28 protein-coding genes are annotated in these 22407 nt (G+C 74.1%); 9 read left to right on the top strand and 19 right to left on the bottom strand.

Going from position 1 to position 22407, the window contains the following annotated elements; all coding sequences use genetic code 11:
- The first annotated feature begins 15 nt into the window (after positions 1-15).
- Complete coding sequence (locus SH587_RS17770; protein WP_320671986.1) at positions 16-768, top strand: cache domain-containing protein; 753 nt, start codon at positions 16-18, stop codon at positions 766-768.
- On the top strand, positions 765-1817 hold the full coding sequence (locus tag SH587_RS17765; protein WP_320671985.1) for a DUF6670 family protein: 1053 nt from the start codon (positions 765-767) through the stop codon (positions 1815-1817). Before SH587_RS17770 ends, SH587_RS17765 begins: the two co-directional genes overlap by 4 nt.
- 8 nt (positions 1818-1825) lie before the next feature.
- Here SH587_RS17765 and SH587_RS17760 read toward each other — a convergent pair whose 3' ends face one another.
- Positions 1826-2434, bottom strand: a complete 609-nt coding sequence (locus SH587_RS17760; protein ID WP_320671984.1) for a TetR/AcrR family transcriptional regulator — start codon at positions 2432-2434, stop codon at positions 1826-1828.
- Positions 2435-2491: 57 nt separating this feature from the next.
- On the opposite strand from SH587_RS17760, the gene SH587_RS17755 reads away from it, so the two are divergent.
- Entirely contained in the window at positions 2492-3187 is a 696-nt protein-coding gene (locus SH587_RS17755) for an enoyl-CoA hydratase-related protein (RefSeq protein ID WP_320671983.1), read from the top strand.
- 55 nt (positions 3188-3242) lie between these two features.
- Here the strand turns inward: SH587_RS17755 and SH587_RS17750 are convergent, their stop codons facing one another.
- The 4 genes from SH587_RS17750 to SH587_RS17735 form a co-directional block, all read right to left on the bottom strand.
- Positions 3243-4103: a VldE C-terminal domain-containing protein gene (locus tag SH587_RS17750; protein WP_320671982.1), complete on the bottom strand. Its 861-nt coding sequence runs from the start codon at positions 4101-4103 to the stop codon at positions 3243-3245.
- Between the two features lie 103 nt (positions 4104-4206).
- Positions 4207-5496 carry a serine hydroxymethyltransferase gene (gene glyA, locus SH587_RS17745; RefSeq protein WP_320671981.1) on the bottom strand — a complete coding sequence of 430 codons (1290 nt, stop codon included), beginning with the start codon at positions 5494-5496 and terminating at the stop codon, positions 4207-4209.
- Positions 5493-6032, bottom strand: a complete 540-nt coding sequence (locus SH587_RS17740; RefSeq protein ID WP_320671980.1) for a hypothetical protein — start codon at positions 6030-6032, stop codon at positions 5493-5495. The genes glyA and SH587_RS17740 overlap by 4 nt, the downstream gene beginning before the upstream one ends.
- The gene (locus SH587_RS17735) at positions 6016-7329 is read right to left on the bottom strand and encodes an L-serine ammonia-lyase (RefSeq protein WP_320671979.1); all 1314 of its coding nucleotides are present in this window, start codon (positions 7327-7329) and stop codon (positions 6016-6018) included. The genes SH587_RS17740 and SH587_RS17735 overlap by 17 nt, the downstream gene beginning before the upstream one ends.
- Before the next feature lie 61 nt (positions 7330-7390).
- On the opposite strand from SH587_RS17735, the gene SH587_RS17730 reads away from it, so the two are divergent.
- A complete protein-coding gene (locus SH587_RS17730; protein WP_320671978.1) occupies positions 7391-8095 on the top strand; it encodes a FadR/GntR family transcriptional regulator in 705 nt (234 codons plus the stop codon).
- A gap of 18 nt (positions 8096-8113) precedes the next feature.
- Here SH587_RS17730 and SH587_RS17725 read toward each other — a convergent pair whose 3' ends face one another.
- Entirely contained in the window at positions 8114-9019 is a 906-nt protein-coding gene (locus tag SH587_RS17725) for an alpha/beta fold hydrolase (protein WP_320671977.1), read from the bottom strand.
- Between the two features lie 70 nt (positions 9020-9089).
- A complete protein-coding gene (locus SH587_RS17720; protein WP_320671976.1) occupies positions 9090-10313 on the bottom strand; it encodes an SGNH/GDSL hydrolase family protein in 1224 nt (407 codons plus the stop codon).
- An 86-nt stretch (positions 10314-10399) separates the two neighbouring features.
- Here SH587_RS17720 and SH587_RS17715 point away from each other — a divergent pair, with 86 nt between their 5' ends.
- From SH587_RS17715 to SH587_RS17705, 3 genes are read left to right on the top strand one after another with little or no spacing between them, the layout of a single operon-like run.
- A complete protein-coding gene (locus SH587_RS17715; protein ID WP_320671975.1) occupies positions 10400-11035 on the top strand; it encodes a TetR/AcrR family transcriptional regulator in 636 nt (211 codons plus the stop codon).
- 47 nt (positions 11036-11082) lie between these two features.
- On the top strand, positions 11083-11526 hold the full coding sequence (locus SH587_RS17710; RefSeq protein WP_320671974.1) for a helix-turn-helix transcriptional regulator: 444 nt from the start codon (positions 11083-11085) through the stop codon (positions 11524-11526).
- 9 nt (positions 11527-11535) lie between these two features.
- Positions 11536-11946 (top strand): VOC family protein, encoded by a 411-nt coding sequence (locus tag SH587_RS17705; protein WP_320671973.1) that lies wholly within the window; start codon positions 11536-11538, stop codon positions 11944-11946.
- A 6-nt stretch (positions 11947-11952) separates the two neighbouring features.
- On the opposite strand, the gene SH587_RS17700 is transcribed toward SH587_RS17705, so the two are convergent.
- Genes SH587_RS17700 through SH587_RS17685 form a run of 4 tightly spaced genes read right to left on the bottom strand, consistent with a single transcriptional unit; the run spans position 11953 to position 14183 of the window.
- Positions 11953-12612, bottom strand: a complete 660-nt coding sequence (locus SH587_RS17700; protein WP_320671972.1) for an alpha-ketoglutarate-dependent dioxygenase AlkB family protein — start codon at positions 12610-12612, stop codon at positions 11953-11955.
- Between the two features lie 14 nt (positions 12613-12626).
- Complete coding sequence (locus SH587_RS17695) at positions 12627-12884, bottom strand: Ada metal-binding domain-containing protein (RefSeq protein ID WP_320671971.1); 258 nt, start codon at positions 12882-12884, stop codon at positions 12627-12629.
- Positions 12884-13438 (bottom strand): methylated-DNA--[protein]-cysteine S-methyltransferase, encoded by a 555-nt coding sequence (locus tag SH587_RS17690; RefSeq protein ID WP_320671970.1) that lies wholly within the window; start codon positions 13436-13438, stop codon positions 12884-12886. Before SH587_RS17690 ends, SH587_RS17695 begins: the two co-directional genes overlap by 1 nt.
- Positions 13439-13451: 13 nt before the next feature.
- The gene (locus SH587_RS17685; RefSeq protein ID WP_320671969.1) at positions 13452-14183 is read right to left on the bottom strand and encodes a 2OG-Fe(II) oxygenase; all 732 of its coding nucleotides are present in this window, start codon (positions 14181-14183) and stop codon (positions 13452-13454) included.
- A gap of 87 nt (positions 14184-14270) precedes the next feature.
- Between SH587_RS17685 and SH587_RS17680 the strand changes: the two genes are divergently transcribed.
- Entirely contained in the window at positions 14271-14957 is a 687-nt protein-coding gene (locus tag SH587_RS17680; RefSeq protein ID WP_320671968.1) for a DNA alkylation repair protein, read from the top strand.
- Positions 14958-14965: 8 nt separating this feature from the next.
- On the opposite strand, the gene SH587_RS17675 is transcribed toward SH587_RS17680, so the two are convergent.
- Positions 14966-15223 (bottom strand): hypothetical protein, encoded by a 258-nt coding sequence (locus SH587_RS17675; RefSeq protein WP_320671967.1) that lies wholly within the window; start codon positions 15221-15223, stop codon positions 14966-14968.
- Positions 15224-15236: 13 nt separating this feature from the next.
- A complete protein-coding gene (locus tag SH587_RS17670) occupies positions 15237-15482 on the bottom strand; it encodes a hypothetical protein (protein WP_320671966.1) in 246 nt (81 codons plus the stop codon).
- Positions 15483-15719: 237 nt separating this feature from the next.
- Between SH587_RS17670 and SH587_RS17665 the strand changes: the two genes are divergently transcribed.
- Entirely contained in the window at positions 15720-16961 is a 1242-nt protein-coding gene (locus SH587_RS17665) for a S1 family peptidase (RefSeq protein ID WP_320671965.1), read from the top strand.
- Between the two features lie 23 nt (positions 16962-16984).
- Here the strand turns inward: SH587_RS17665 and SH587_RS17660 are convergent, their stop codons facing one another.
- The 6 genes from SH587_RS17660 to SH587_RS17635 all read right to left on the bottom strand — a co-directional run bounded on the left by SH587_RS17660 (position 16985) and on the right by SH587_RS17635 (position 22388).
- On the bottom strand, positions 16985-17746 hold the full coding sequence (locus tag SH587_RS17660; protein ID WP_320671964.1) for a hypothetical protein: 762 nt from the start codon (positions 17744-17746) through the stop codon (positions 16985-16987).
- Entirely contained in the window at positions 17746-18375 is a 630-nt protein-coding gene (locus SH587_RS17655; protein ID WP_320671963.1) for an RNA polymerase sigma factor, read from the bottom strand. The genes SH587_RS17660 and SH587_RS17655 overlap by 1 nt, the downstream gene beginning before the upstream one ends.
- Positions 18376-18504: 129 nt before the next feature.
- Entirely contained in the window at positions 18505-19080 is a 576-nt protein-coding gene (locus SH587_RS17650) for a matrixin family metalloprotease (protein ID WP_320671962.1), read from the bottom strand.
- A complete protein-coding gene (locus SH587_RS17645; RefSeq protein WP_320671961.1) occupies positions 19077-19874 on the bottom strand; it encodes a hypothetical protein in 798 nt (265 codons plus the stop codon). The genes SH587_RS17650 and SH587_RS17645 overlap by 4 nt, the downstream gene beginning before the upstream one ends.
- Positions 19875-20021: 147 nt before the next feature.
- Positions 20022-21200 carry a BaiN/RdsA family NAD(P)/FAD-dependent oxidoreductase gene (locus tag SH587_RS17640; RefSeq protein WP_320671960.1) on the bottom strand — a complete coding sequence of 393 codons (1179 nt, stop codon included), beginning with the start codon at positions 21198-21200 and terminating at the stop codon, positions 20022-20024.
- Positions 21201-21224: 24 nt separating this feature from the next.
- Complete coding sequence (locus SH587_RS17635) at positions 21225-22388, bottom strand: PucR family transcriptional regulator (RefSeq protein WP_320671959.1); 1164 nt, start codon at positions 22386-22388, stop codon at positions 21225-21227.
- Positions 22389-22407 lie beyond the last annotated feature (19 nt).

Here is a 22407-nt window from a genome sequence, read left to right as displayed (position 1 = left end):
GGCAGGATGCCCGGCATGAGCGACCAGCGCAGCGCCAGCGCCGTCGGCGAGACCGCCGCCGCGGCCGACACGATCGCCGCGCTGCTCGAGGACGTCTTCGCCGCGGTCGCGCCGCTCCAGCGGACGGTCGAGCGGGTGCTCGCGCCCGGCCCCGGCCGCGTCGCCAGCCACGAGCTGGGGATCGAGCGCGAGGTCGCCGAGCTGCTGTCCGACCCCGACCTGCTGGCCGCCAGCGCCGGCTTCGTCGCCGCCCCCGGCGTCCTGGCCGACCGCGACCGCTGGCTGGAGTGGTGGAAGGTCGACCCGCGCGACCGCTCGGCCCCGCCCGAGCGGGTCAACCCCGAGGCGGCGCCGGACGGCACCACCGCCTTCGACTACCGCGACGCGCCGTGGCTGGTGGTCCCGCGCGAGACCGGCGAGCGGCACGTCACCGGGCCCTACGTCGACTACTTCTGCCTCGCCGAGTACGCGCTGACGCTGACCCTGCCGGTCGCCGCCGGCGGGGTCTTCGCCGGCGTGGTCGGGGCCGACGTCTCGATCGCCGACGTCGAGCGGCGGCTGGCCGACCTGCTGGAGCCGCTGGCCACCCCGGCGGTGCTGGTCAACACCAGCGGCCGGGTGCTGGCCGCGGTCGGGCTCGACCTGATCACCGGCGACCTGCTGCGCGACGCCCCGCCGCCGTCGGCCTGGTCGGCCCCGGCCCCGGCGCCCTGGCGGGCGGTGGCCCGCTGCGGCACGTTGCCGCTGGCCGTGCTGGTCGGGGCATGAGGCCGCCCTCGCCGGCGGCGCTGGCGGCCCCGATCCTGCGGGCGGCCAGCGCGCCGGTCGCGCGGCTGGTCGGCGCCCACGCCCCGCACGAGGGGCGGCTGCCGGCGGCGCCGCGCTTCCGGCCCCACGCCCGATCAGCCCGCTACGCCTGGACCCACTACGGGCTGATGATCCCCGACCTGCCGGCCCCGCACCGGTTCTTCAGCTTCATGTCGCTGGTCGGGGCGACCGGGTCGCTGATCTTCGACACCGACGCCGCCCGCGTCGACCGTCCGCGGCGGACGGCGACGCTGGTCAACGCGACCGCCGCGACCGCGCCCGGCCACTTCCGCGCCTATTCGATCCCGCGCGAGTGCGCGTTCGCCGACGACGGCTCGCTGGTGCGGTTCGGCGACGACGCCGAGCTGACGGGGCTCCATCCGTCGTTCCGGCTCCGCGGCCTCCGCGACGACTTCCCCTACGACCTGCGGATCAGCTGCGGCGAGCAGGTGACGTTCTTCGTCCGCGGGCCGCTCTGGCAGCACTTCGGGATCCTCAGCCGCTACGAGGGCACGATCGGCGACGAGGCCGTCGCCGGCCACTGCAGCTTCGAGTACGGCGCCTGCGCCCTCAGCCCGCACATGGTCACCGGGCTGCCGCTGCCGCGGGCGCTGAAGCTGCCCGGCGACCGCTTCGTCTACAACATCCTCGCCCTCGGGCCGGGGCGGCAGCTGCTGCTGTCGAACGTCGGCCTGGCCGGGCAGCCGCTGGTCGAGGCGGCCTACCTGCGCGACGTCGACGGGACGACGCGGCGGACGGTCCGCGGCGTCCGCGCCACCGTGACCGCGGCGGCGTCCGCCACGACGACCCCGGACGGCCGCGAGGCCCGGCTGCCCGAGCGCCTGCGGTGGCGGGGGCCGGGGATCGAGATCGAGGCGGTGATCGACACCCCGATGGTCTTCGGCCTCGGCAGCGGCCACGTCGGCGGCTGCGCCTTCCGCGGCACCCTCGACGGCGACCCGATCGCCGGCCGCGGCTACCTCGAGCACATCGACCGCAGCGCCGGCTGAGGCGGTCCTCAGCGCTCGGGCGCGGGCGGGCCGGCGGCGAGGATCCCGCCGACGGCGGCGGCCAGCAGCGGCCGCGGGTCGATCGTCCGCGGGCGACGGTCGAGCAGCAGCGCCCCGGGCAGGTCGACCACGCAGGCGGCGACGACCTCGCGCGCGGCCCGGTCGCCGCGCTGCCAGAGGGCCAGCGCCAGCCGCCGGATCTCGCCGTCGAGCCGCCGCTGGAGCCCGTCCAGCTCGGCCGCGAGCGCCGGCGACAGGTCGTCGCCGATCAGGTCCTGGCGGCGGTGGCGCAGCAGCAGCCGGGCGGTCGTCGGACGCCGCTCGCGGAGCACGGCCAGCGTCTCGGCCGCGGCGATCACCGCCGCCACCGGACCGTCGGCGGCCAGCGCCGCGTCGACCGCGGTTTGCTGCTGGTCCAGGTAGCCGGTCGCCGCCCGCACCCACAGCCGGGCCAGCAGGTCGGAGCGGGAGCCGAAGGCGTGGTAGAGCGTGCCGCTCGGGGCGCCCGTCCGCTCGGCCAGGGCGCGGATCGTCAGCGCGCCGGCGCCCTCGTCGGCCAGCAGCCGCTCGGCCGCGTCGAGGATCGCCTCGGGGTCGTGGATGCGGGGGCGGGCCACGGCGTCGATCCTACTCAATCAGTCGTTCTAGAACACGTGCTCTGTTACTCTCGGACCATGACCGAGTCGCCGACCGTCGCCGCGCCCGCCCTCCGTCGCGAGGGGGACGTCTTCCTGCTCGACCTGGGGGAGGGCGAGAACCGCGTCAACCCCGACTTCCTGGCCGCGGTCGGGGCCGCGCTCGACGAGGTCGAGGCCGCGCCGGCCCCGCGCGCGCTGGTGACCGTGGCGCGCGGCAAGTACTGGTCGAACGGCCTCGACCTGGAGTGGCTGGGCCAGCACCACGAGCGGGTCCAGGAGGTCGTCGACGGGCTCCACGCGCTGCTGGCGCGGATCCTCGGGCTCGGCGTGCCGACGGCCGCCGCCGTCCAGGGCCACGCCTTCGCCGGTGGCGCGCTGCTGGCGATCGCCCACGACGAGCTGGTGATGCGGGCCGATCGGGGGTATCTGTGCGTGCCCGAGGTCGACCTGCGGCTGCCCTTCACCGACGGCATGACCGCGCTGCTCGCGGCCCGGCTGTCGCCGCGGACCGCCCACGAGGCGATGACCACCGGCCGCCGCTACGGCGGCGAGCAGGCGCTGGCGGCGGGCCTGGCGACGGCCGTCGCCAGCGAGGACGAGGTCGTGCCGCAGGCGGTCGCGCTGGCCGCCGAGCGGGCGGGCAAGGACCCGGCCACGCTGGCCACGATCAAGCAGCGGCTCTACCGCCACGCGCTGGCCGAGCTGACCAAGCCGCAGCCGCTCGCGGGCTGAGGCCCCGTCGTGGGCTCCCGGCCCGGCCGCCGCCCGGCCGGGAGCCCGCGGGGGATCAGCGGTAGAAGCTGGTCCGCTTCGCCGCGCCGGCCCGGTTGAGGCCGATGTGGACGTGGTCGGTGTGCGGGTTCGGACCGCCGTAGCGACGGAAGCCGGAGGCGTGGTAGGTGGCGGTCCAGATCCGGCGGTTCCAGATCACCTCCTGGATCCCCATCGCCCGGCCGAGCCGCCAGTCGTTGGACCGGATCCGGGCGATGAAGCGGTTGACCTGCTTCGCCTGGGCGGCGCTGGAGGCCGAGGCCATCCAATCGAGCGCGCGGCCCTCGGCGTGCAGGCTCAGCTGGCTCTTGTTGGCGCTGTTCGGGCGGCAGGAGTAGCCGCCGATCGAGCGGGTGTAGGAGTAGTTCTTCTTCAGCCAGGTCCGCAGCGTCTGGGCGCCGGGGGTGAAGGTGCCGGAGCAGCTGCTCGGCCCGCGCCAGGGGCCGGGGTTGTCGTACTTGAAGACGTCGGCCGCCGGGGCGGGGGTGGGGGTCGGCGTCGGCGTCGGGGTGGGCGTCGGCGCGGGACCGCCGCAGGGCGGGGCGACCCGGCCGTCGCTGCCGGTGTAGATGTAGGTGTCGCTGACGTAGTCGCCGGCGGCGAGCTTGTCCCACAGCCGCGAGGTGCCGAAGCGGCCCGTGACCTTGCTGCCCTGGACCTGGCAGACGATCCGGACCTTGGCGCCGTTGGCCAGCCGGCGGGTCTTCGGGGCGGTCGAGCTCGGCGCGCTGCGGGCGCTGAGGGTGTAGCCGGCGTTGACGGTCACGACGCCGGTGGCCGCGTCGGCGGCCGGGGCGAGCGCCAGGCCGGCGACGGCGACCGCGGCGGCCAGCGGCAGCGCGGAGCGGGATGGGGACGGGAGGGGGGTGACACGCATGAGCCGGTTTATCGCCGCTGGCGGGCCCGCCGTGGGGCCGTTCTCACGCAACCCTCACGCAGCGGCGTCCGGTCGTTCACAACCGGACGCCGCCGTCCGCCCGTCAGACGGCCGGCGCGAGGTCGGCGTAGAGGGGGAAGCGTTGGGCGATCGCGGTCACCTGGCCGGCGAGGTCGGCCTGCTGGGCGGCGAAGGCCTGCTCATCGGCGGCCAGCGCCCGGGCGATGATCGACCCGACCTGGCGGAAGTCCTCGACCCCCAAGCCACGGGTCGCCAGCGCCGGGGTCCCGACCCGCAGACCGCTGGTGACCATCGGCGGACGCGGGTCGAACGGGACCGCGTTGCGATTGACCGTGATCCCGACCTCGTGCAACCGATCCTCCGCCTGCTGCCCGTCCAACGCGGTCTCCCGCAGATCGACGAGGACGAGGTGGACGTCGGTGCCGCCGGTCAACACCGTGATCCCGTTGCCGGCCTGCAAAAGCTGCTCAGCGATCACCCGCGCCCCGTCGATCGTGCGCTGCTGCCGCTCACGGAACTCCTCAGAGGCCGCGATCTTCAACGCCACAGCCTTGGCCGCGATCACGTGCTCCAACGGGCCGCCCTGCTGGCCCGGGAAGACCGCGCTGTTGATCTTCTTCGCGTGCTCCTCCTTGCAGAGGATGATCCCCGACCGCGGCCCACCCAACGTCTTGTGCACCGTCGTGGACACGACATCGGCGTAGGGCACCGGGCTCGGGTGCAGGCCGGCGGCGACGAGGCCGGCGAAGTGGGCCATGTCGACGAACAACAACGCCCCCACCTCGTCCGCGATCTCCCGAAAGCGCGGGAAGTCCAACTGGCGCGGATAGGCCGACCAGCCGGCGACGATCAACTTCGGCTTCGTCTCACGGGCGATCCGCGCAACCTCGTCCATATCGATCCGCGAGCTCTCGCGATCGACCTCGTAGGCGACGATCTCGTACAGCCGCCCCGAGACGTTGAGCTTCATCCCGTGCGAGAGATGACCGCCGTGAGCGAGGGAGAGGCCCATGATCCGATCGCCGGGCTGCAGCAGCGCGTGGTAGACGGCGTTGTTGGCCTGCGCACCCGCATGCGGCTGGACGTTGGCGTGCTCGGCCCCGAACAGCGCCTTCGCGCGATCGATCGCCAACTGCTCGATCACATCGACATGCTCACAACCACCGTAGTAGCGACGCCCCGGGTACCCCTCGGCGTACTTGTTCGTCAGCACCGACCCCTGGCATTCGAGGACCGCACGCGGCACGAAGTTCTCCGACGCGATCATCTCCAACGTGTCCTGCTGACGCCGCAGCTCCAACCCCAACGCCTCCGCGACCTCGGGATCGACATCGACAACCGACGCGTTGAAGAAATTCGCAGGCAGGCTCACGGTCGGGTCCTCTCGTTCGGGTGGGGGACGCCGAGGCGGTCGGCGCAGCCGAGGGCGGTCGCGGCCAGGTCGACCAACGCGGCCCGCAGGTCGTCGGCGTCGGACGAGTGGCGGGCGGCGACCACGTCGCGGACCGCGGCGGCGACGTCGTCGAAGCCGGTCGCCCCGGCCCGCGCCGCCCGCAGGTGCGACAGGTGCAGCTTGATCTCGTCGCTCAGCTCCAGCTCCGGCTGCGGCCGCTGCTGGCCCTGGTGGCGCGGCACCAGGCCGGCGGCGGCGACCGCGTTCGAGAGCCGGCCGAAGTGGTTGCGGACCGACTTCGCGCTCGGCCAGTCGCCGGCGTCGTAGCGCTCGATCCGCCACTGCTGCCCGATCTGGCGGGCCCGGTACGGATCCCAGTCGGCCATCCCGGGCGGCTCGCCGTACTGGTCGTGCCAGCGGCGGATCGCGTCCAGGATCTCGTCGGCGGTCAGGCGCGTGCGGCGGCGGGGGACCCGCGGCGGCGCGATCTCGAGCGGTTCAGCAAGCGGGGACACTGACGGCCAACCCTCCTCGTGCGGTCTCCTTGTACTCCACGGCCATGTCGTGGCCGGTGCGGCGCATCGCGTCGATCGCCTGGTCGAGCGAGACCACGTGGCGCCCGTCGCCGCGCAGCGCCAGCCGCGCCGCGACGACCGCCTTGGTGGCGCCCATCGCGTTGCGTTCGATGCACGGCACCTGCACCAGCCCGCCGATCGGGTCGCAGGTCATGCCCAGGTGGTGCTCGAGGGCGATCTCGGCCGCGTTCGCCGTCTGGGCGGGTGACGCGCCCAGGGCCTCGGCCAGTGCGCCGGCGGCCATCGCCGACGCCGACCCGACCTCGCCCTGACAGCCGACCTCGGCGCCCGAGATCGAGGCGTTGCGCTTCAGCAGCGCCCCGATCGCCCCGGCGGTCAGCAGCATCCGGCGGGCGGTCGCGTCGTCGACCCGCTCGATCGTGCGGGCGTAGCGCAGGACCGCGGGGACCACGCCGGCGGCGCCGTTGGTCGGGGCGGTGACGATCCGGCCGCCGGCCGCGTTCTCCTCGTTGACGGCCATCGCCCACAGCGACAGCCACTCCATCGCCGACGGCGTCCCGCGGTCGTCGCGCAGCGCCCGGTACAGGCCCGGCGCCCGCCGCCGCACCCGCAGCCCGCCCGGCAGCTCGCCCTCGGCGTGCAGCCCGCGCTCGATGCTCGCGTCCATCACCGCCACCAGCTGCGCCAGCGCCTCGTCGATCGCCGCCGGGTCGCGGTCCGCGCCCTCGTTGACCGCGGCGACCGCCGCCACGCCGCCGTGCTCGCGGGCCGCGTCCAGCAGCTCGGCGGCCGAGCGGTAGTCGATCACCGGCGCCGGTCGCGGCGGCGGCGGGGCGCCGTCCTCGGTCACGAAGCCGCCGCCGACCGAGCGGAAGACCGCGTCGAGCAGCGGTGCGCCGTCGGGCCCGGTGGCGACGAAGCGGAGCGCGTTCGGATGGCCGGAGGGAAGGGGGCGGGGCTCCAGCCGCAGCCGGTAGCGGTCGCCCGCCAGCCAGCGGTCGCCGACGGCCACCTCGGGCGACTCGGCGATCGCCAGCACCGTCTCCGGCGCGACCGTCCCGGGGTCGTGGCCGGCGAGCCCGGCGCGGACCGCGCGGTCGACGCCGTGGCCGCGGCAGGTCAGCGCCAGCGAGGCGAACAGCGTCACCTCGAGCGTGCCCAGCTCGTGGCCGCGCAGCCGCTCGGCGACGGTCGCGGCGGCCCGCATCGGGCCGACGGTGTGGCTGCTGGAGGGACCGATCCCGGGCCGGAGGAGCTCGAAGGTGCTGGCGAGCACGGCGACGACCGTACTGGCTAGACCACTGGACCGCAACCCGACCGGCGGCTATCCTGCGGCGGTGACCGACCTGACGCCCGTCCGTCGCGCGCCGCTCTACGAGGAGATCGCCGAGCGCCTGCGCGACCTGATCGTCGTCCAGCGGCTGGAGCCGGGGGACCGGCTGCCGAGCGAGCGCGAGCTGGCCTCGCGGCTGGGGGTCAGCCGCACGTCGGTGCGGCAGGCGCTGGCCAGCCTCCGCAGCATCGGCCTGGTCGAGGTCCGCCACGGCGACGGGGCCTTCCTGCTGCGGCCGGCCGACGAGGTCGTGCCGACGCTGGCGCTCGAGGTGCTGCACGTCGAGGCCGACCACCCGATGGTCTGGGAGGCGCGCGAGGGGATCGAGGTGCTGGCCGCCCGCCTGGCCGCGACCCGCGCGACCCCGGCCGACCGCGCCGCGATGGAGCGCGCGATCGAGGCGATGGCGGCCGGGATCGCCGAGGGCGACGACGGCACCAGCTCCGACGCCGCGCTCCACCGGGCGATCGTCGACGCGGCCCACAACCCGCTGCTGGCGAAGCTGTTCGAGGCCCTGGGGGAGGCAGTCGACCGGACCAGCGCCGCCTCGCTCTCGATCGACGGCCGGCCGGCGGAGTCGCTGCGGGCCCACCGCGCGATCGTCGAGGCGATCGTCGACCGCGACCCCGAGCGGGCCGCGAGCGAGATGACCAGCCACCTGCGCCGCTCGGCGCGGCAGTTCACCAAGCCGACGCCGGACGGCGACTGAGGCCGGCCGGCCGCGCGATCAGACGGCCGCCGGCGTCGCCGACGGGTGGGCGGCGGCCAGCGCGACCAGCCGCTCGCGGACCAGCCGCGGCCGCTCGTCGACCACGAAGTGGCCGCAGCCGGGCACCTGCTCCAGCGCGTAGTCGTCGGCCTGGGCGGTCTCCGGGGCGGCCAGCGCGGGGTGGATCGCCAGGTCGGCCTCGCCGAACAGCATCCGGACCGGGATCGTCGCCCGCCGTCGCTCCGGCTGGCGGGCCAGTCGCGGCAGCTCGCGGAGCAGGAAGGTGCGGTAGGTGTCGCGGCCGCTGCGGGCTACGACCGGGTCGCGGAAGCGGTCGGCGAACCAGCGCACGTCCTCCTGGGCGACCGCGGCGTGGTCGCGGACCGCGGTGCCGAAGATCATCCGCTCGACGAACGGCGTCCGCCGCTGGAGCGGCACCCCGAGCGCGGCCATCGCCGGCTGGTACATCGCGAACCGCCACAGGTGGGGGAGCAGCGTCCGCGGCGTGTTCCAGGGGTGGGCGATGTTCAGCGCCAGGTAAGCCGAGAATCGCTCCGGCGCCCCGAGCGCCAGCAGGAAGCCGATCCAGCCGCCCCAGTCGTGACCGACCAGCAGCGCCCGCTCGACGGCCAGCGCGTCGAGCAGCGCCAGCAGGTCGTCGGCCACGTCCTGCTTGCCCCAGCGGTGCGGCGCCGGTCCCGACCAGCCGTAGCCGGGCAGGTCGGGCGCGATCAGCCGCAGCCCGGCCGGCGGGTCGGCCAGCAGCTCGCGGTAGGCGTAGTGGTGCTGCGGCCAGCCGTGCAGCAGCAGCACCGGCGCGCCCTCGCCCGCCTCGGTGACGTGGAAGCGGACCCCACGGGCCTCGACGAACGACCTCCGGACCCCGGCGATCGGCGGTGGCTCGGCGGGTGCGACAAGCGACATGGCGGGACCCTACCGCGCAAGCTACAGCGGTGAAGCTTCGCGTGACCGTCCGCACACAGCGGTATCCCGGTCAGCGGGCGAGGATCCGGAAGCGGACCGTCCGGCCGCTGCCGTCCGGCGCCCCGAGCGGCGCCGCCGTCAGCCGGTAGCGGCCTGCGGCCAGCCGCCGGCCGCCGACCCGGCCGCTCCAGCGGACGCTGCTGGCGCCGGCCGGCCGCCGGACGACGAAGCGGCCGACCGACCGCAGCCGCCCGCGCCGCCGGACCACGAACCGGACCGCGCCCGGCTGCGACAGCCACAGCCGCACCCGGGTGCCGTGGCCGGCCCGGAAGCGGGCCGGGGCCAGCGCCAGCCGCTCGACCCGCGCGACCGCCGGCCCGGTGGCCTGCGGCGCCGGCGCCTGCTGCCGACTCGGGGCGGCCCGGATCGCGTCGGCGACGATCCGTCCGAAGGCGGCCATCCCCAGCCGGCTCGGGTGGAAGGGGACCGGGCTGCCGAGGTCGTCGGTGATCAGCCCCTCCAGCCACCGCTGGCCGAGCGGCGCGCAGGCCGTGTGCTCGCGCGACTCCGGGGTCTGGAGGTCGACGTAGACCGCGCCGGCGGCGGCCGCCGAGCGCCGCAGGACGCCGTTCATCCGGTCGATCGCGGCTTGGATGTAGTCGCCGTCCTCGGGCAGCACCGGCTGGGCGGGGAAGCAGCCGCCGGGCACCAGGTAGCGGCCGTAGCCGACCACGAAGACCCGGGCGTGGGGCGCCCGCGCGCGGATCCGGCCCAGCGCGACGTCCAGCCGCGGCCCGAGCGCGTCGATCCGGGCCATCCGCTTGCCGTGCTCGCCGCTGGCCCGGAAGCGGGCGGCGCAGGAGCGGCCGGTCGGCGGCGGGAAGAAGTTGAGGCACTCGGTGACCATCCCGACCAGGCCGGTGTCGTTGGCCCCGATCGGCCCGAGGGTCACGAGCGTCGTGCGCGCGTCGAGCCCGTCGAGCTGGGGCGGGTTGCGACCCTCGAACTTGACCGACTGCGGCTCGCTCAGGTGGCGCAGCGCGGCGCCGTCGCAGGTGCGGTCGTCGAAGGCGGCGACGGCGAGCCGGGTGGCGACCCCGGTGGCGAAGTCGTCGAGCGAGCGGAAGCAGCCGATCGGATCGGCGCGGGGGACGCCGGCCAGCGGGCCGGCGGCGGCCGAGTCGCCCATCGCGACGTAGCGCTCGCCCGCGCCGCGGTCCCAGACCGGTCCGGCCACGGCCGGCGGCGCGGCGCCGGCGACTGCCCCCAACCCAGCCGCCAGCGCCGCGCTCATCGCTGCCGCGCGACCCCCTCGTCGACGCACCATCACGGCGTAACCTACGCGGTGTAGGTCCGCGCGGTCAAGTAGCCTTCGACGCGATGAGCGGCCCCGACGCCACCGGCTCGGTCGACGGCTTCAAGCGCGGCCGCGTGCCCCGCGAGCTGCGCGAGCGGCAACTGCTCGACCTGGCCGAGCGCCAGTTCATCGAGCGCGGCTACGTCGGGGTGTCGATCGAGGACGTGGCGCGGGCGGCCGGCGTCTCGCGGCCGATCGTCTACGAGCACTTCGGGTCGAAGGACGCGATGTACCTGCGCTGCATCGAGCGCGTGCGGCGCGAGTTCGACGAGGCGATCGTCGAGGCGGCCCGCAGCGCCGCCGACCTGCGGCAGGCGATCCGCCAGGGCGGCGACGCCTTCTTCGCGATCGTCGCCCGCGAGCCGGCGCGCTGGTCGCTGGTCTACGGCGGGCCGCCGCTGGTGGGGGAGATCGCCGACGAGCTGGCCGCGCTCCGGGCCCGCACCGTCGGGGCGATCGCCGACGCGCTCGCCGAGCAGGCCGCGGGCGTCGACGGCGCGCGGCTGGTGCCGGTCGCGCACCTGATCTCGGGCGCGGGCGAGCAGCTGGCGCGCTGGTGGCTGCGGACGCCGGACGTCCCGCGCGAGGCGGTGGTCGGGCTCTTCTGCGACTTCTGCGCCCACGGCGTCGGGGCGCTGTCCCCGGCCTCGCCCGCCTGAACGGCGCCCGCTGGCCGTCGTCGCGGCGACCTGGCACGATCGTTGCGGTGAGCGGCGGACGGCCCACGGCCCAGCACCTGAGCGACCTGGCGCGGCTGCGGCGGGTTCGCGACCGGATCGACCGCGACTACGCCCAGCCGCTCGACGTCGAGGCGCTGGCCCGCGACGCCCACATGTCGGCCGGGCACCTCAGCCGCCAGTTCCGCCAGGCCTACGGCGAGTCGCCCTACAGCTACCTGATGACCCGCCGGATCGAGCGGGCGATGGCGCTCTTGCGGCGCGGCGACCTGAGCGTGACCGAGGTCTGCTTCGAGGTCGGCTGCTCGTCGCTGGGCACCTTCAGCACCCGCTTCGCCGAGCTGGTCGGCGTGCCCCCGAGCGTCTACCGCCGCGAGCAGGCCGGGGCCACCGACGGGATGGCGCCGTGCGTGGCCAAGCAGGTCACGCGACCGATCAGGAATCGAGAAGCGCCGGTCGCGGACCGCGCCTAGCCTGAGCGCATGGACATCACGATCTTCCAGGCGATGCTGCCCCACGAGGACGCCGACGCGTCCCGGGCCTTCTATCGCGACACGCTCGGCTTCGAGGTCCGCCAGGAGGTCGAGTACGGCGGGATGCACTGGATCACCGTCGGCCCGCCCGACCAGCCCGGCACCTCGATCGTGCTCTACCCGCCGACCGCCACGCCCGGCCTGACCGACGACGAGCGGCAGGCGATCGCCGAGATGATGGCCAAGGGCACGTTCGCCAGCATCAACCTGGCCAGCAGCGACGTCGACGCCGCCTTCGAGCGGATCCAGGCCGGCGACGCCGACGTCGTCCAGGAGCCGACCGACCAGCCCTACGGCGTCCGCGACTTCGCCGTCCGCGACCCGGCGGGCAACCTGCTGCGGGTCCAGCAGCGGGCCTGAGCGGCGTCAGCCGAGCCCGGTCTCGCGCAGCGTCAGGTTGAGCCGGCCGCGGGCCAGCCCGACGGCCGGGTCGGCCGTCCCCGCCTGGATCCCGCGGACGACCCCGTGGTACGCCAGGCGAGCGGCCCCGCCGAAGACGAACAGGTCGCCGGAGCGCAGCTCGACGTCGACGTGGGGCGGGCCGCGGTGCTCGGCGTGGCCGAACCGGAACAGGCAGCTGTCGCCGATGCTGAGCGAGACGACCGGCGCCCGGCTGCGCTCGTCCTTGTCCTGGTGCAGGCCCATCTTCGCCTGCTCGTCGTAGAAGTTGATCAGCGCGGCGTCGGGCGCGTAGGCGGCGCCGGCGGCGGGGTCGTCGTAGGCCGCCGCGACCGCCGCCCGGCCGAGCTCGCCGAGCCAGTCGGGGAAGGGCGAGACCGGCGCCCCGCCCTGGTCGATCGCGGTCCGCGTGTAGCGGTAGGGCGTCCAGTGCCAGCCCAGGCAGACGGTCTGGACCGACATCGCGCCGCCGCTCGGCATCCGCGTGTGGCGGATCGGGGCCGGGCCGCGAGCCCACTCGCGGCAGGCCTCGACCAGCCGCCGCTGCTGGGCGACGCTCAGCCAGTCGGGGACGTGGACCGCGCCGGGGGCGATCTCGGTCGGCTCGCGGGGGAAGAGGGAGCGCACGGGTCGGGCGGGGGTCAGCGGCTGGCCTTCCAGGCGGCGTGCTGCCGCGGGCAGCAGACCGCGCAGGGACGGTAACCGGCGGCCCGGGCGGTGGCCTCGTCGGCGAAGAAGACGCGCTCGCCGACGTAGCCGCCGCGGGCGATCGCGCGCCGCGCCGAGGGGCAATCGAGCCGGCCGTAGAGGCGGCTGCGGCGGTGGCCGCCGAGCATGCCCGGACGGTCGCTGCGGTAGGCGCGGCCGTCCGGGCCGATCAGCGTGAACGGGCCGCCCATCAGACCAGGGCCAGCTGCTGCTGGACGCCGTTCGTCGCCCGCCCGCCGTCGTCGCGCAGCGCCCGCGGATCGCCGCCCGCGGCCTCGAAGCGGAGCAGCGCCCGCTTGCGGTCGAGCCCGCCGAGGTAGCCGCGCAGCCGGCCGTCGGCGCCGATCACCCGGTGGCAGGGGAGGAGGATCGGGGTCGGGGTGCGGGCGATCGCCCAGGCCACGCGCTGGGCGGGGGTGGGGGTGGGGTCGTCGCGGCGCAGCTCGGGCAGCGCGGCGGCGAGCGCGCCGTAGGTGGTCGTGGTGCCGTAGGGGATCGCGGCGACCAGCGCCCAGACCCGCCGCTGGAGCGGCGTGCCGGCGAGCGCCAGCGGGACGTCGATCGTCCGGGTCGCGCCGGCGAACCAGCGGTCGAGCGCGGCGCCGGTGGCGGTGAAGGCGGCGGGGTCCTCGTCGGCCGGGTCGAGCGGCGGGCGCTGCCGCGGGTAGTGCAGGTGGCCCAGGCCGCCGTCGTCGCCGACCAGGGTCAGCGGGCCGAGCGGGCTGTCGTAGGTGAACCAGGGCATGGTCGGGTGCTCCTCAGGGGGCGTCGTGGAAGATCACGCCGAGCGCGGTGCGGGTGCCGGCGGTGACGGTCGCGACGCCGTGGCGGAGGCCGACCCGGTGGTGACCGGTGCGGCCGCGGTTGGGGCGCTCGCGGGTGGGGAAGATCACGAACGCGCCGCGGGGCGGGCGCAGGACGTGGGCGCGGCTCTGGGCGCGCGGGCGCTGCTCGAGCAGGACGAACTCGCCGCCTTCGTAGTCGCGGTCGGGGTCGGAGAGGACGGTCAAGACCTGGAAGGGGAAGAAGACCTCGCCGTAGAGGTCCTGGTGGAGGGCGTTCCAGTCGCCGGCGTGGTAGCGGAGCATCAGCGGCGTCGGGCGCTGCTGGCCGGCGGCGCGGCAGCGCTCCAGCAGCTGCTCGTGGCGCTCGGGGAAGGTCGGGTTGTCGCCCGCGAGCAGGCCGGCCCAGCGGTTGGCGATCGGGGCCAGGTGGGCGTAGAAGGCGGTCCGGGCGGCGGCGATCGGGTCGGGCAGCGGGTGGGCGAAGTAGCGGTAGCGGCCGTCGCCGAAGCGGTGGCGGGCCATCTCGACGGTCGAGCGGAAGCGGTCGCTCTCGAACAGGTCGGCGAGCGCGGCGCACTCGTCCTCGGTCAACAGCTCGGGCGTGATCGCGAAGCCGCGCTCGTCGAGCTGGCGGGTCAGGTCGTCCCAGTCGAGGGCGTCGATCCGGGCCCCGACGGGGTGCGTGGTCGTGGCGGAGTCAGTCATCGGTGGTTGGGACGCCGCGGCCGTCCGGAACGTGAGGTCCGGTCGTCGTTATGACGACCTGGAGCAGCGATTCCGTAGGCTCGTGCCGTGACGACGACCGGGACGACGACGGTGGGCGAGGTGCGGGCCGAGCTGGCCGCGCTCGAGGACCCGCGGATCCGCCAGGTCAACGAGCGCCACGGCGACGACCACGGCGTCAACCTGACCAAGCTGCGGGCGCTGGCCAAGCGCCTGAAGACCCAGCACGACCTGGCGCGGGATCTGTGGCGGACCGGCGACAGCGCGGCGCGGCTGGTGGCGATCCTGATCTGCCGCCCGAAGGCGTTCGCCGCCGACGAGCTGGACGCGATGCTGCGCGAGGCGCGGATCCCCAAGGTCCACGACTGGCTGCTGAGCAACGTGGTCAAGAAGGGCCCGCACGCGGAGGAGCTGCGGCAGCGCTGGTTCGACGACGCCGATCCGGTGGTCGCCAGCGCCGGCTGGGCGCTGACGACCGAGCGGGTGGCGCGCGGACGGGCGGAGGGGCTCGATCTGCCCGGGCTGCTGGACCAGATCGGGGCCGAGATGCAGGCGGCGCCGGACCGGCTGCAGTGGGCGATGAACCACTGCCTGGCCCAGATCGGCATCTCGCACCCGGAGCAGCGGGCGCGGGCGATCGCGATCGGCGAGCGGCTGCGGGTGCTCGAGGACTACCCGACGCCGCCGGGCTGCACCTCGCCGTACGCGCCGGTCTGGATCGCCGAGATCGTGCGGCGGCAGGAGGGTTCGGGGTAGCGGGGTCGTCAGTCGGCGGCCGGACGGCGCCCGCGGCGTGGCTCGCGAGTGGTGACGGCGAGCGCCAGGGTCAGGACGAGGGCGGCGCTTTCGAGCGTCGTCGCGAGCAGCGCCGCGGTCAGGGCCAGCTGCGGTCCGGTGGCCTGCGCGGCCCACGCGGCCAGTCCGACGAGCGTCACCAGCAAGGCGACGCCGGCCGCCAGCGCGCAGGCGACGATCGTGAGCAGCAGCGTGAACTCGCCGCCGTCTGATCGTTGCTCGTGCACCGTCGGTCACCCGTCACCGCGTCGGCAGCAGCCGCACGAGCTGGCGGGTGGCCACGAGGTCGCGTCGCAGCGCCCGCAGCGTCGCGAGCCGGCCCGGAGCCGATCGCGACCGCGCGTGGACGACGTCGTTGGCCGCGATCGTCGTCCCGGCGCCGGTCTCGGCGAACGCCCGGACGACCTCGACGGGAAGCCCGTAGCGCCGAGCGTCGGAGGCGACGTCCCGGGTCGCCGGTCGTGAACTGCTGCCGTCGGTGGACATCGGACGCCCGACCCTAGGCGACAGAAACGCCAACGGCTATCCACCAAACGGATGATCGAGGGGGTGAGCCTGACGGTGCCTGCGGTCAGGTGCCCATCGTGCAGGCGCGCATCGAACGACGTCGCGGCGACTCCACAATTGCAAACGTCGCAGTTTATTTTGGGTATGCTGCGGGGCGTCGGGGCCGCTGCCGGGTCAGCGGCGACCCCGAATCGCACCACGATCAAGAGGAAGTCCATGGGACCGTTTCACTCGGTGACGCGGCGGGCGACGCTCGGGATGACAGCGGTGGCGCTGGCGGCCGGACCCGCGGTCACGTCGGCCGACGCGCAGGAGCCCGAGCCGATCACGACTATCGCGCCGTTCGAGATCGACTCGTACGTCAAGCAGGCGAACATCACGCCGGAGGAGGCCCGCTTGCGCCTGGAGGACCAGCGCAAGCTTCCGGCACTCACGGCGGCCGCGAAGCAGCGGCTCGGCGACCGCTACGGCGGCATCTACGTCGACAACGACGCCGACGACCGGATCACGATCGTCACCGCGCCCGGAGACACGGCCTCGGCGAAGCGCGCCGCGCAGGACGCCGCGGGGGAGGCGTTCGCGGACGCGAACCTCCGCCGGCCGGGCGCGGTCGTGGAGGGATCAACGGCGGAGCGTTCTCGCGAAGCGCTGCAGCAGCGGATCGATGAAGATCTGAAGGCGGTCAACCGCAGTGCGCCGGTGACCGTCGACGTTGAGCCTGACGTCAAGACCGGTCGCCTGCGCCTGCTCGTTCCGGTGAACGCGACGCCGGAACAACGAGCGTTCGCTGACGACGCGACGGAGCGTTACGGACTCGCGATCATCCGCGCCCCCAAGACTGCCGCGTTGCAGCGCACCGGGTGCAGCAGCGGCGCGTGGTGCGATCCGCCGCTGCGGGGCGGAATCCGGCTCATCTACGCCGGCGCGGGCAGGTGCAGCAGCGGGTTCGTGGTCCGCAGCCTGTCGGACAACAAGCGCTACCTCTCGACCGCCGGCCATTGCATCTACAGCAGCGGGTTCACGGGCACGTGGAGCACGCATTTCGCTGACGGCAGCAGCCACGACGTCGGCGCGCCGCACAACTGGGCCAACGACGTCGCGATCCTGAAGATCAACAACGTCGCGGGCTGGAGCCCAGGCCCCTACATCCGGATCCAGTCCAACCAGACTTACCGAATCTCGGCCAACGGGTTCAGCTCCGTCGGCATGCGCGTGTGCATGACCGCCGGGTTCACCGACTCCAACTGCGGCACCGTCACCGGCCACTACGCCACCCGCGACGGAACCCCGTCCACGTACCGCGCGAGCTACTGCAACGTGAACGGGGACAGCGGCGGCGCGGTCTTCGCGGACAACACCGCTTTTGGCAGCAATGTCGGGTTCTACCACGCCTGCGACTCGGTTTACCTCGCGTCGCCGGCGTTCGACCCGCTGTTGAACGTCGCGCCGCTGACCTAACGGCGTTCGGCGCCGGCCCAGTGTCATTTCCGGGCCGGCACCGCGACGTCGCGGTGCAGCTGGCTGGTCTTCGCGACCACGCGAATCGTCGTGCCGTGCTGCTCGCGCACGCGCTCGACGAACGCGACCTGCGCCGGCGTGGCCCGCAGCGGCGCCGACGGCAGAGCGACCGTCACGACGCTTCGCCGCACGTCCGGCTCGATGTCGATCGTCGTCTCCGCGTCGCGGTTGACCGCCGCTGCGCCTCGTTCCAGCTCGCGTTGGATCGCGAGCAGCTGACGCTCGGACCGCTCGACCTCGACAACATCCACGAACGCGGCGATCCCGAGGCGCTCCGCGTCCTGCCTGATCGTCGTGCGCGCGGGGGCGGACGCGCGAGCAGTGAGCCCGACCTTGATCCTCGTCCTCTCGATCCAGAGCCCTCCGAACGCGTCCGGGGCCGCACGCCGAGCAGCACTCGCGAGGTCGGGCGCGCGTCCCTGAGCGATGAGCGAGGATCGCGCGGCCGATTCGGAGATCCGAGCATCGCGGGCGAACGACTCGATCTCCTCCCGCGCCGGCCCGTCGCCGCCCAGGATCGACGCGGTCGCGATTCCACCCCCGAGCACCGCCGCGGACGCGGCCACCAGCGCGAGCGCCCGCCGCCGACGCGGACCCTTCCGCTTCGCCAACGAAGGAGAGGGCGCGTGCGGGCGCCACGCCGGGGGCGCGGCCGCAGGCGCGTCGGCATCGGCAAGCGTGCCGAGTCGACGCAGCGCGTCGAGATCCTGGTCGTCGCTGCTCATCATGCTCCGTCCTTCCCCGGTCGAACGCTCGGCGCGATCTCGCGGCGGGCGCGCGCGATCCGCGACTTGATGGTCTCGACGGGCACCCCGAGCGCCACCGCGATCTCGTCGTAGGACAACTCACCCCACGCCAACAGCAGCAGCGCCTCCCGCTCGCCGGCGCGCAGCCGCCGCAACGCCCGCACGAGGTCGGCGTCCACCGTGGTGTCGTGCTGGCCCTCGACGCGCCGCGGCTCCCGGCTCGCGAGCCGCTCGAGCGCTGCGAGGCGGCGCCGCTCGCGACGGCGCTGATCGGCGACGACGTTCGCCGCGATACCGAACAGCCACGGCAACGGCGACGCACCCCGCGGCTCGTAGCGGTCGAACGCCGCATACGCCCTCGCGAAAACCTCGGCCGTCGCTTCCTCGCCGCCGTCAGGACCCAAGCGTCGGTGCACGTAGCGCGCGATCCGCCTGCCGTGCTGCTCGTAGATCTCGTCAAAGGTCAGCGTGAGAACCCCGGTCGCTCGTCGCTGCGTTGCCGGCGCGATGCCCATCACCCCGTATATCGCCGCACGACGCAGACTGGTTCTCTCATCATCGCCGACGCGTCTCGACGAGCCGAAAGGATCGCGGGCGGTCCTCGTCATCACGGACGTTCTCTGCGCTCGATAATCAATATTATGGAAACCAAGCAGTGAGGGACGGGCCTGCCGATCGGTTCTCGCCTGCCGTGCCGCACCGCGGTGGTTGCGATCTGCTGGCGTTGCTTCGGCGCGCTAGTGGCCGGAGGCGTTCCATTCGGCGCGGTTCTGGTCGCGGTGCGAGATCGCGAGGTTCGAGCTGGCCATCAGCTCGAGGTTGTCGAGCATGCAATCCGTGGCGTTGTTGCTGTGCGCGAGGCCGGTGAAATGGCTGAGCTCGTGGCACGCCGTGCCTTTGGCCTGATTCTCGGTCATGGCGAACCGGGTGTTCATCTGCATCCGGCCCTGTCCACCGTGGTAGCGCCAGTTGTAGGCGCGGCCGACGAACGCCTCGGTGTAGTAGGCGTCGACGAGGACCACGTCGGCGCTGCTCGACGATCCGGCGGTCGGGAAGCGCAGCGACCCGTCGTAGATCTCGTGCAGATGGAGCTGTGCGCGGCGGGCGCCGTTCCACCACGCGCTGTTGCCGATCTGGTTCCAGAGCGCGATGTCGCGGTCGTGGTCTTGATGCTGGAAACGGGTGCAGCAGTCGTCTGGCGTGTTGTAGGCGATGTGGCCCTGCGCCGCGGGCTGCGCGGCGACCTGGAGCCCGACGACGATCGAGAGGCCGAGGAGGATCCGCCGGGTCAGGGCGCCGCGCGGATAGGTCATCGGCTGGGGTCCTTCGGGTCGAAGTTGAAGCGCTCGCGCGCCGCCGCTCGAGTGGCGAGCAACGGGTTCGGAGACGCCGTCACCGGTGCGGTGGCGAGCTTGCGATCGGCATCGATCTGCTTCGCGGTCGACGCGAGGTCGTCGATCGAGCCCGACGGGAGGACCGCGGTCCCGGGACGGCCCCCGGCAGGCCCCTCGAGGCGGTCGCCGTCGACCTCGGTGTAGCCACCGGCCCAGGCCGTGTTGTAGGCCCGATCGTCGCCGTCGACGACCTGGTCGCGCTCGGCGAGGAAGAACACGTATCGGCCCCCGGTCTCGAGCCCGAGCGGCGCGCCGTCCTCGGGTTCGAGGACGTAGAGCGTCGGCGCCGCGGGCAGGTCGCGTGCCCAGCCCCCGCGGGTGATCGTCCGCTCGACGTCGAGCGTCACCGCGACCGCCGGCAACGCCGGCGGTGCATCGCCCCCGGGCTGGCTCGGCAGGCCCTCGATGCGAGCACCGTCGCGCACGCTACGGACCGTCGCCACCGCCACGGCATCGCTTCCCGCCACCGCGTCAGCGAGCGTCTTGGGGTGCCAGACCGCCAGGCCACTCCCGTCCGGACCGACGATCCTGATCGTCGCCCCCACCGGGATCCGCGGCGCCAACGACACGGCGGTCGTGGGCGGGGCCGACGCGGCGGGCCTCTCCGCGCCACACCCAGCCGCGGCGCTCACCAACACCGCAGCCGCGATGGCCGTCGCGGCGCCCCGCAGTCGAGTAGTCACGACGCTCTCCTTCTCCAGGTCTTCCGGCACGCTCCCGCTGACGCCGGCGCGCCATCAGGGCCCTTTGGTCGTGCTACGAGGAGCAGGCGCTCCCGTCACACGCTCTTGGTCCCCCGACCCAGAACGACTATTGCATATATTGATGTCTCTTGATGGCGGCACGGCGAGCCCGCCCCCTCACACCACCTGCGCCGCCGCGTGGCCGGACGCCCAGGCCCACTGGAAGTTGAAGCCGCCCAGGTGGCCGGTGACGTCCAGGACCTCGCCGACGAAGTACAGGCCCGGGCTCCGCAGGGACTCCATGGTCTTGGACGAGATCTCGCGGGTGTCGACACCGCCCAGGGTGACCTCGGCGGTCCGGTAGCCCTCGGTACCTGCCGGCACGACCTGCCAGGCCGCCAGCCGGTCGGCGATCTGGTGCAGCTCGGCCGGCGTGTACTGGCGCATCGGCTTGGAGACGAACCAGCGATCGGCGAGCAGGGCGGCCATCTTCCTGGTGAAGACCTCGCCGAGCACCGTCCGCAGCTCGCGGTCGGGGCGCGCGGCCCGTTCGTCCTCGAGCCACTGGCGAGCATCGCGGTCGGGCAGCAGGTCGATCTCGACCGTGTCTCCGAGCTGCCAGAACGAGGAGATCTGGAGGATCGCCGGTCCGCTGAGGCCACGGTGGGTGAAGAGGATGTTCTCCGGGAAGCTCTGGCCGTTGCAGCGCACCACCGCGGCGACCGAGGTGCCCGTCAGCTCGACGCAGAGCGGCTTGAGCTGGTCGGTGATGATGAACGGCACCAGACCGGCGCGGGTCGGCAGCACCTCGTGGCCGAACTGGCGGGCGACGTCGTAGCCGAAGCCGGTCGCGCCGAGCGTCGGGATCGAGAGGCCGCCGGTGGCGATCACCAGCGAGGTGGTGGCCACCGGGCCGATGTCCGTGTCGAGCCGGTATCCGTCCGCCGTCCGCTCGATCCACTGGACGGCCGTGCGCACCCGCAGGTCGACGCCGACCCGCCGGCCCTCCTCGAGCAGCATGTTGAGGATGTCCTTCGACTTGTTGTCGCAGAACAGCTGGCCCAGCTTCTTCTCGTGGTACGGGATCCCGTGCTGGGCCACCATCGCGACGAAGTCCCACGGGGTGTAGCGGGCCAGCGCCGACTTGCAGAAGTGCTCGTTCCGCGAGGCGTAGTTGGCCGGCTCCGCGTACATGTTCGTGAAGTTGCAGCGGCCGCCGCCGGACATGAGGATCTTCTTGCCCGGCTTGTTCGAGCTCTCGATCACCAGCACCTCGCGGCCGCGGCCGGCCGCGGTCAGGGCGCACATCAGGCCGGCGGCCCCTGCGCCGATGATCACCACGTCGGTAGAGCGCACAACACCTCCTCGGGGTCGGCAAACCTACCCGGCGAGGTCCTGCAGCCGCAGCGCGAGCTGCAGCTCGACCGACCGCGACGCGACCGGGTGACCGAGCAGATCCTCGATGCCGCGGATCCGGTAGGCGACGGTCCGGTCGTTGACGCCGAGCATCGCCGCGGCCGCCGTCGCGTTGCACGACGTGCCCAGATAGGCCCGCAGCGTCTCGCGCAGCCGCCGCGAGCGCTCGTCGTCGTGCGTCAGCGGTCCCAGCTCGTCGGCGGCGAACTCCGCGGCGGCCTGCTCGTCGGTCAGCGCCAGGCTCTCGACCACCACATCGCCGTAGCGCGTCACCGGCGCGCGGGTCCGCATCGCCACCGCCTGCGCGCGCGAGGCCTGGCGGTGGGTCCGGCGGAAGCCGTCGATGCCGCGGCCCGGACGCCCGACCGCGATCCGCACGTCGCCGTGCCGCTGGTCGAGGATCGCCGTCCAGTCGGCCGGCCGCAGCTCCACCGCCTCGAGCCAGCCGGAGACCGCGTCGCTGCCGACGACCCCGATCAGCACCCGCCGCGACAGCCGCTCCCCCAGCTCCTGCAGCGCCAGCTCCGGGGCCGTCCCCCACGCCACCAGGCCGAGGTGCGCGCCGTGGACGTCATAACCCAGCTCGCCCGCGTCGTCGTCGGCGCCGGCCAGCACGTCGTGGACCAGCCGCGCCCGCCGCTGCTCGGCGCTGCGGAAGAGGACGGCCCGCTCCGCGCCGTAGGCTTCGCCGACCGCCAGCAGCACCCGGTCGATGTAGCGGAACAGGTAGGCGCTGCCGAGCCGCAGCGCGTCGCGGCGGGCCGCCGGCGACAGCCGCAGGTCCTCCAGCGCGACGACGATCCGCTCCCAGGCGACGGCGTGACCGATCCGGTAGGTCTGCGACAGCGGGCTCAGGTCGATGCCCAGGCGGGCCGCGAGCCGCGCCTCCTGCAGCGCCTCGGGCGGCGTCGCCGGCGACGTGCCCGAACCGGCCCGGACGCCGTCGATCGCGATCCGCAGGTTCGCGAAGCAGCTCCGCCGGCAGTAGGCGGCGAACTCGGGCCCGTGCAGCTCGGCCAGGCCGGGGACCTCGTCGCGCATCCGCTGGGTCATCTCGTCGACCATCGGCTCGAGCTCGCCTTCGAGCATCTGGGCGACGGTCTCGAGCGTGCTCTCGACGGTGGCCATCGGTCGAGCCTACGCCAGG

This window comes from Patulibacter defluvii (assembly GCF_034096925.1).
GTDB classification, from domain to species: domain Bacteria; phylum Actinomycetota; class Thermoleophilia; order Solirubrobacterales; family Solirubrobacteraceae; genus Patulibacter; species Patulibacter defluvii.
Note: the sequence above shows the minus strand (reverse complement) of the source record. Positions and strands in the feature narration are given on the sequence as shown.

What these genes read in the sequence shown, in the direction of transcription:
- SH587_RS17770 (WP_320671986.1), top strand. Translation starts at nt 16, where the DNA reads ATGAGCGACCAGCGCAGCGCCAGCGCCGTCGGCGAGACCGCCGCCGCG.
- SH587_RS17765 (WP_320671985.1), top strand. Translation starts at nt 765, where the DNA reads ATGAGGCCGCCCTCGCCGGCGGCGCTGGCGGCCCCGATCCTGCGGGCG.
- SH587_RS17755 (WP_320671983.1), top strand. Translation starts at nt 2,492, where the DNA reads ATGACCGAGTCGCCGACCGTCGCCGCGCCCGCCCTCCGTCGCGAGGGG.
- SH587_RS17750 (WP_320671982.1), bottom strand. Translation starts at nt 4,103, where the DNA reads ATGCGTGTCACCCCCCTCCCGTCCCCATCCCGCTCCGCGCTGCCGCTG.
- SH587_RS17725 (WP_320671977.1), bottom strand. Translation starts at nt 9,019, where the DNA reads ATGTCGCTTGTCGCACCCGCCGAGCCACCGCCGATCGCCGGGGTCCGG.
- SH587_RS17720 (WP_320671976.1), bottom strand. Translation starts at nt 10,313, where the DNA reads ATGAGCGCGGCGCTGGCGGCTGGGTTGGGGGCAGTCGCCGGCGCCGCG.
- SH587_RS17715 (WP_320671975.1), top strand. Translation starts at nt 10,400, where the DNA reads ATGAGCGGCCCCGACGCCACCGGCTCGGTCGACGGCTTCAAGCGCGGC.
- SH587_RS17705 (WP_320671973.1), top strand. Translation starts at nt 11,536, where the DNA reads ATGGACATCACGATCTTCCAGGCGATGCTGCCCCACGAGGACGCCGAC.
- SH587_RS17695 (WP_320671971.1), bottom strand. Translation starts at nt 12,884, where the DNA reads ATGGGCGGCCCGTTCACGCTGATCGGCCCGGACGGCCGCGCCTACCGC.
- SH587_RS17690 (WP_320671970.1), bottom strand. Translation starts at nt 13,438, where the DNA reads ATGCCCTGGTTCACCTACGACAGCCCGCTCGGCCCGCTGACCCTGGTC.
- SH587_RS17685 (WP_320671969.1), bottom strand. Translation starts at nt 14,183, where the DNA reads ATGACTGACTCCGCCACGACCACGCACCCCGTCGGGGCCCGGATCGAC.
- SH587_RS17670 (WP_320671966.1), bottom strand. Translation starts at nt 15,482, where the DNA reads ATGTCCACCGACGGCAGCAGTTCACGACCGGCGACCCGGGACGTCGCC.
- SH587_RS17665 (WP_320671965.1), top strand. Translation starts at nt 15,720, where the DNA reads ATGGGACCGTTTCACTCGGTGACGCGGCGGGCGACGCTCGGGATGACA.
- SH587_RS17660 (WP_320671964.1), bottom strand. Translation starts at nt 17,746, where the DNA reads ATGAGCAGCGACGACCAGGATCTCGACGCGCTGCGTCGACTCGGCACG.
- SH587_RS17655 (WP_320671963.1), bottom strand. Translation starts at nt 18,375, where the DNA reads ATGACGAGGACCGCCCGCGATCCTTTCGGCTCGTCGAGACGCGTCGGC.
- SH587_RS17650 (WP_320671962.1), bottom strand. Translation starts at nt 19,080, where the DNA reads ATGACCTATCCGCGCGGCGCCCTGACCCGGCGGATCCTCCTCGGCCTC.
- SH587_RS17635 (WP_320671959.1), bottom strand. Translation starts at nt 22,388, where the DNA reads ATGGCCACCGTCGAGAGCACGCTCGAGACCGTCGCCCAGATGCTCGAA.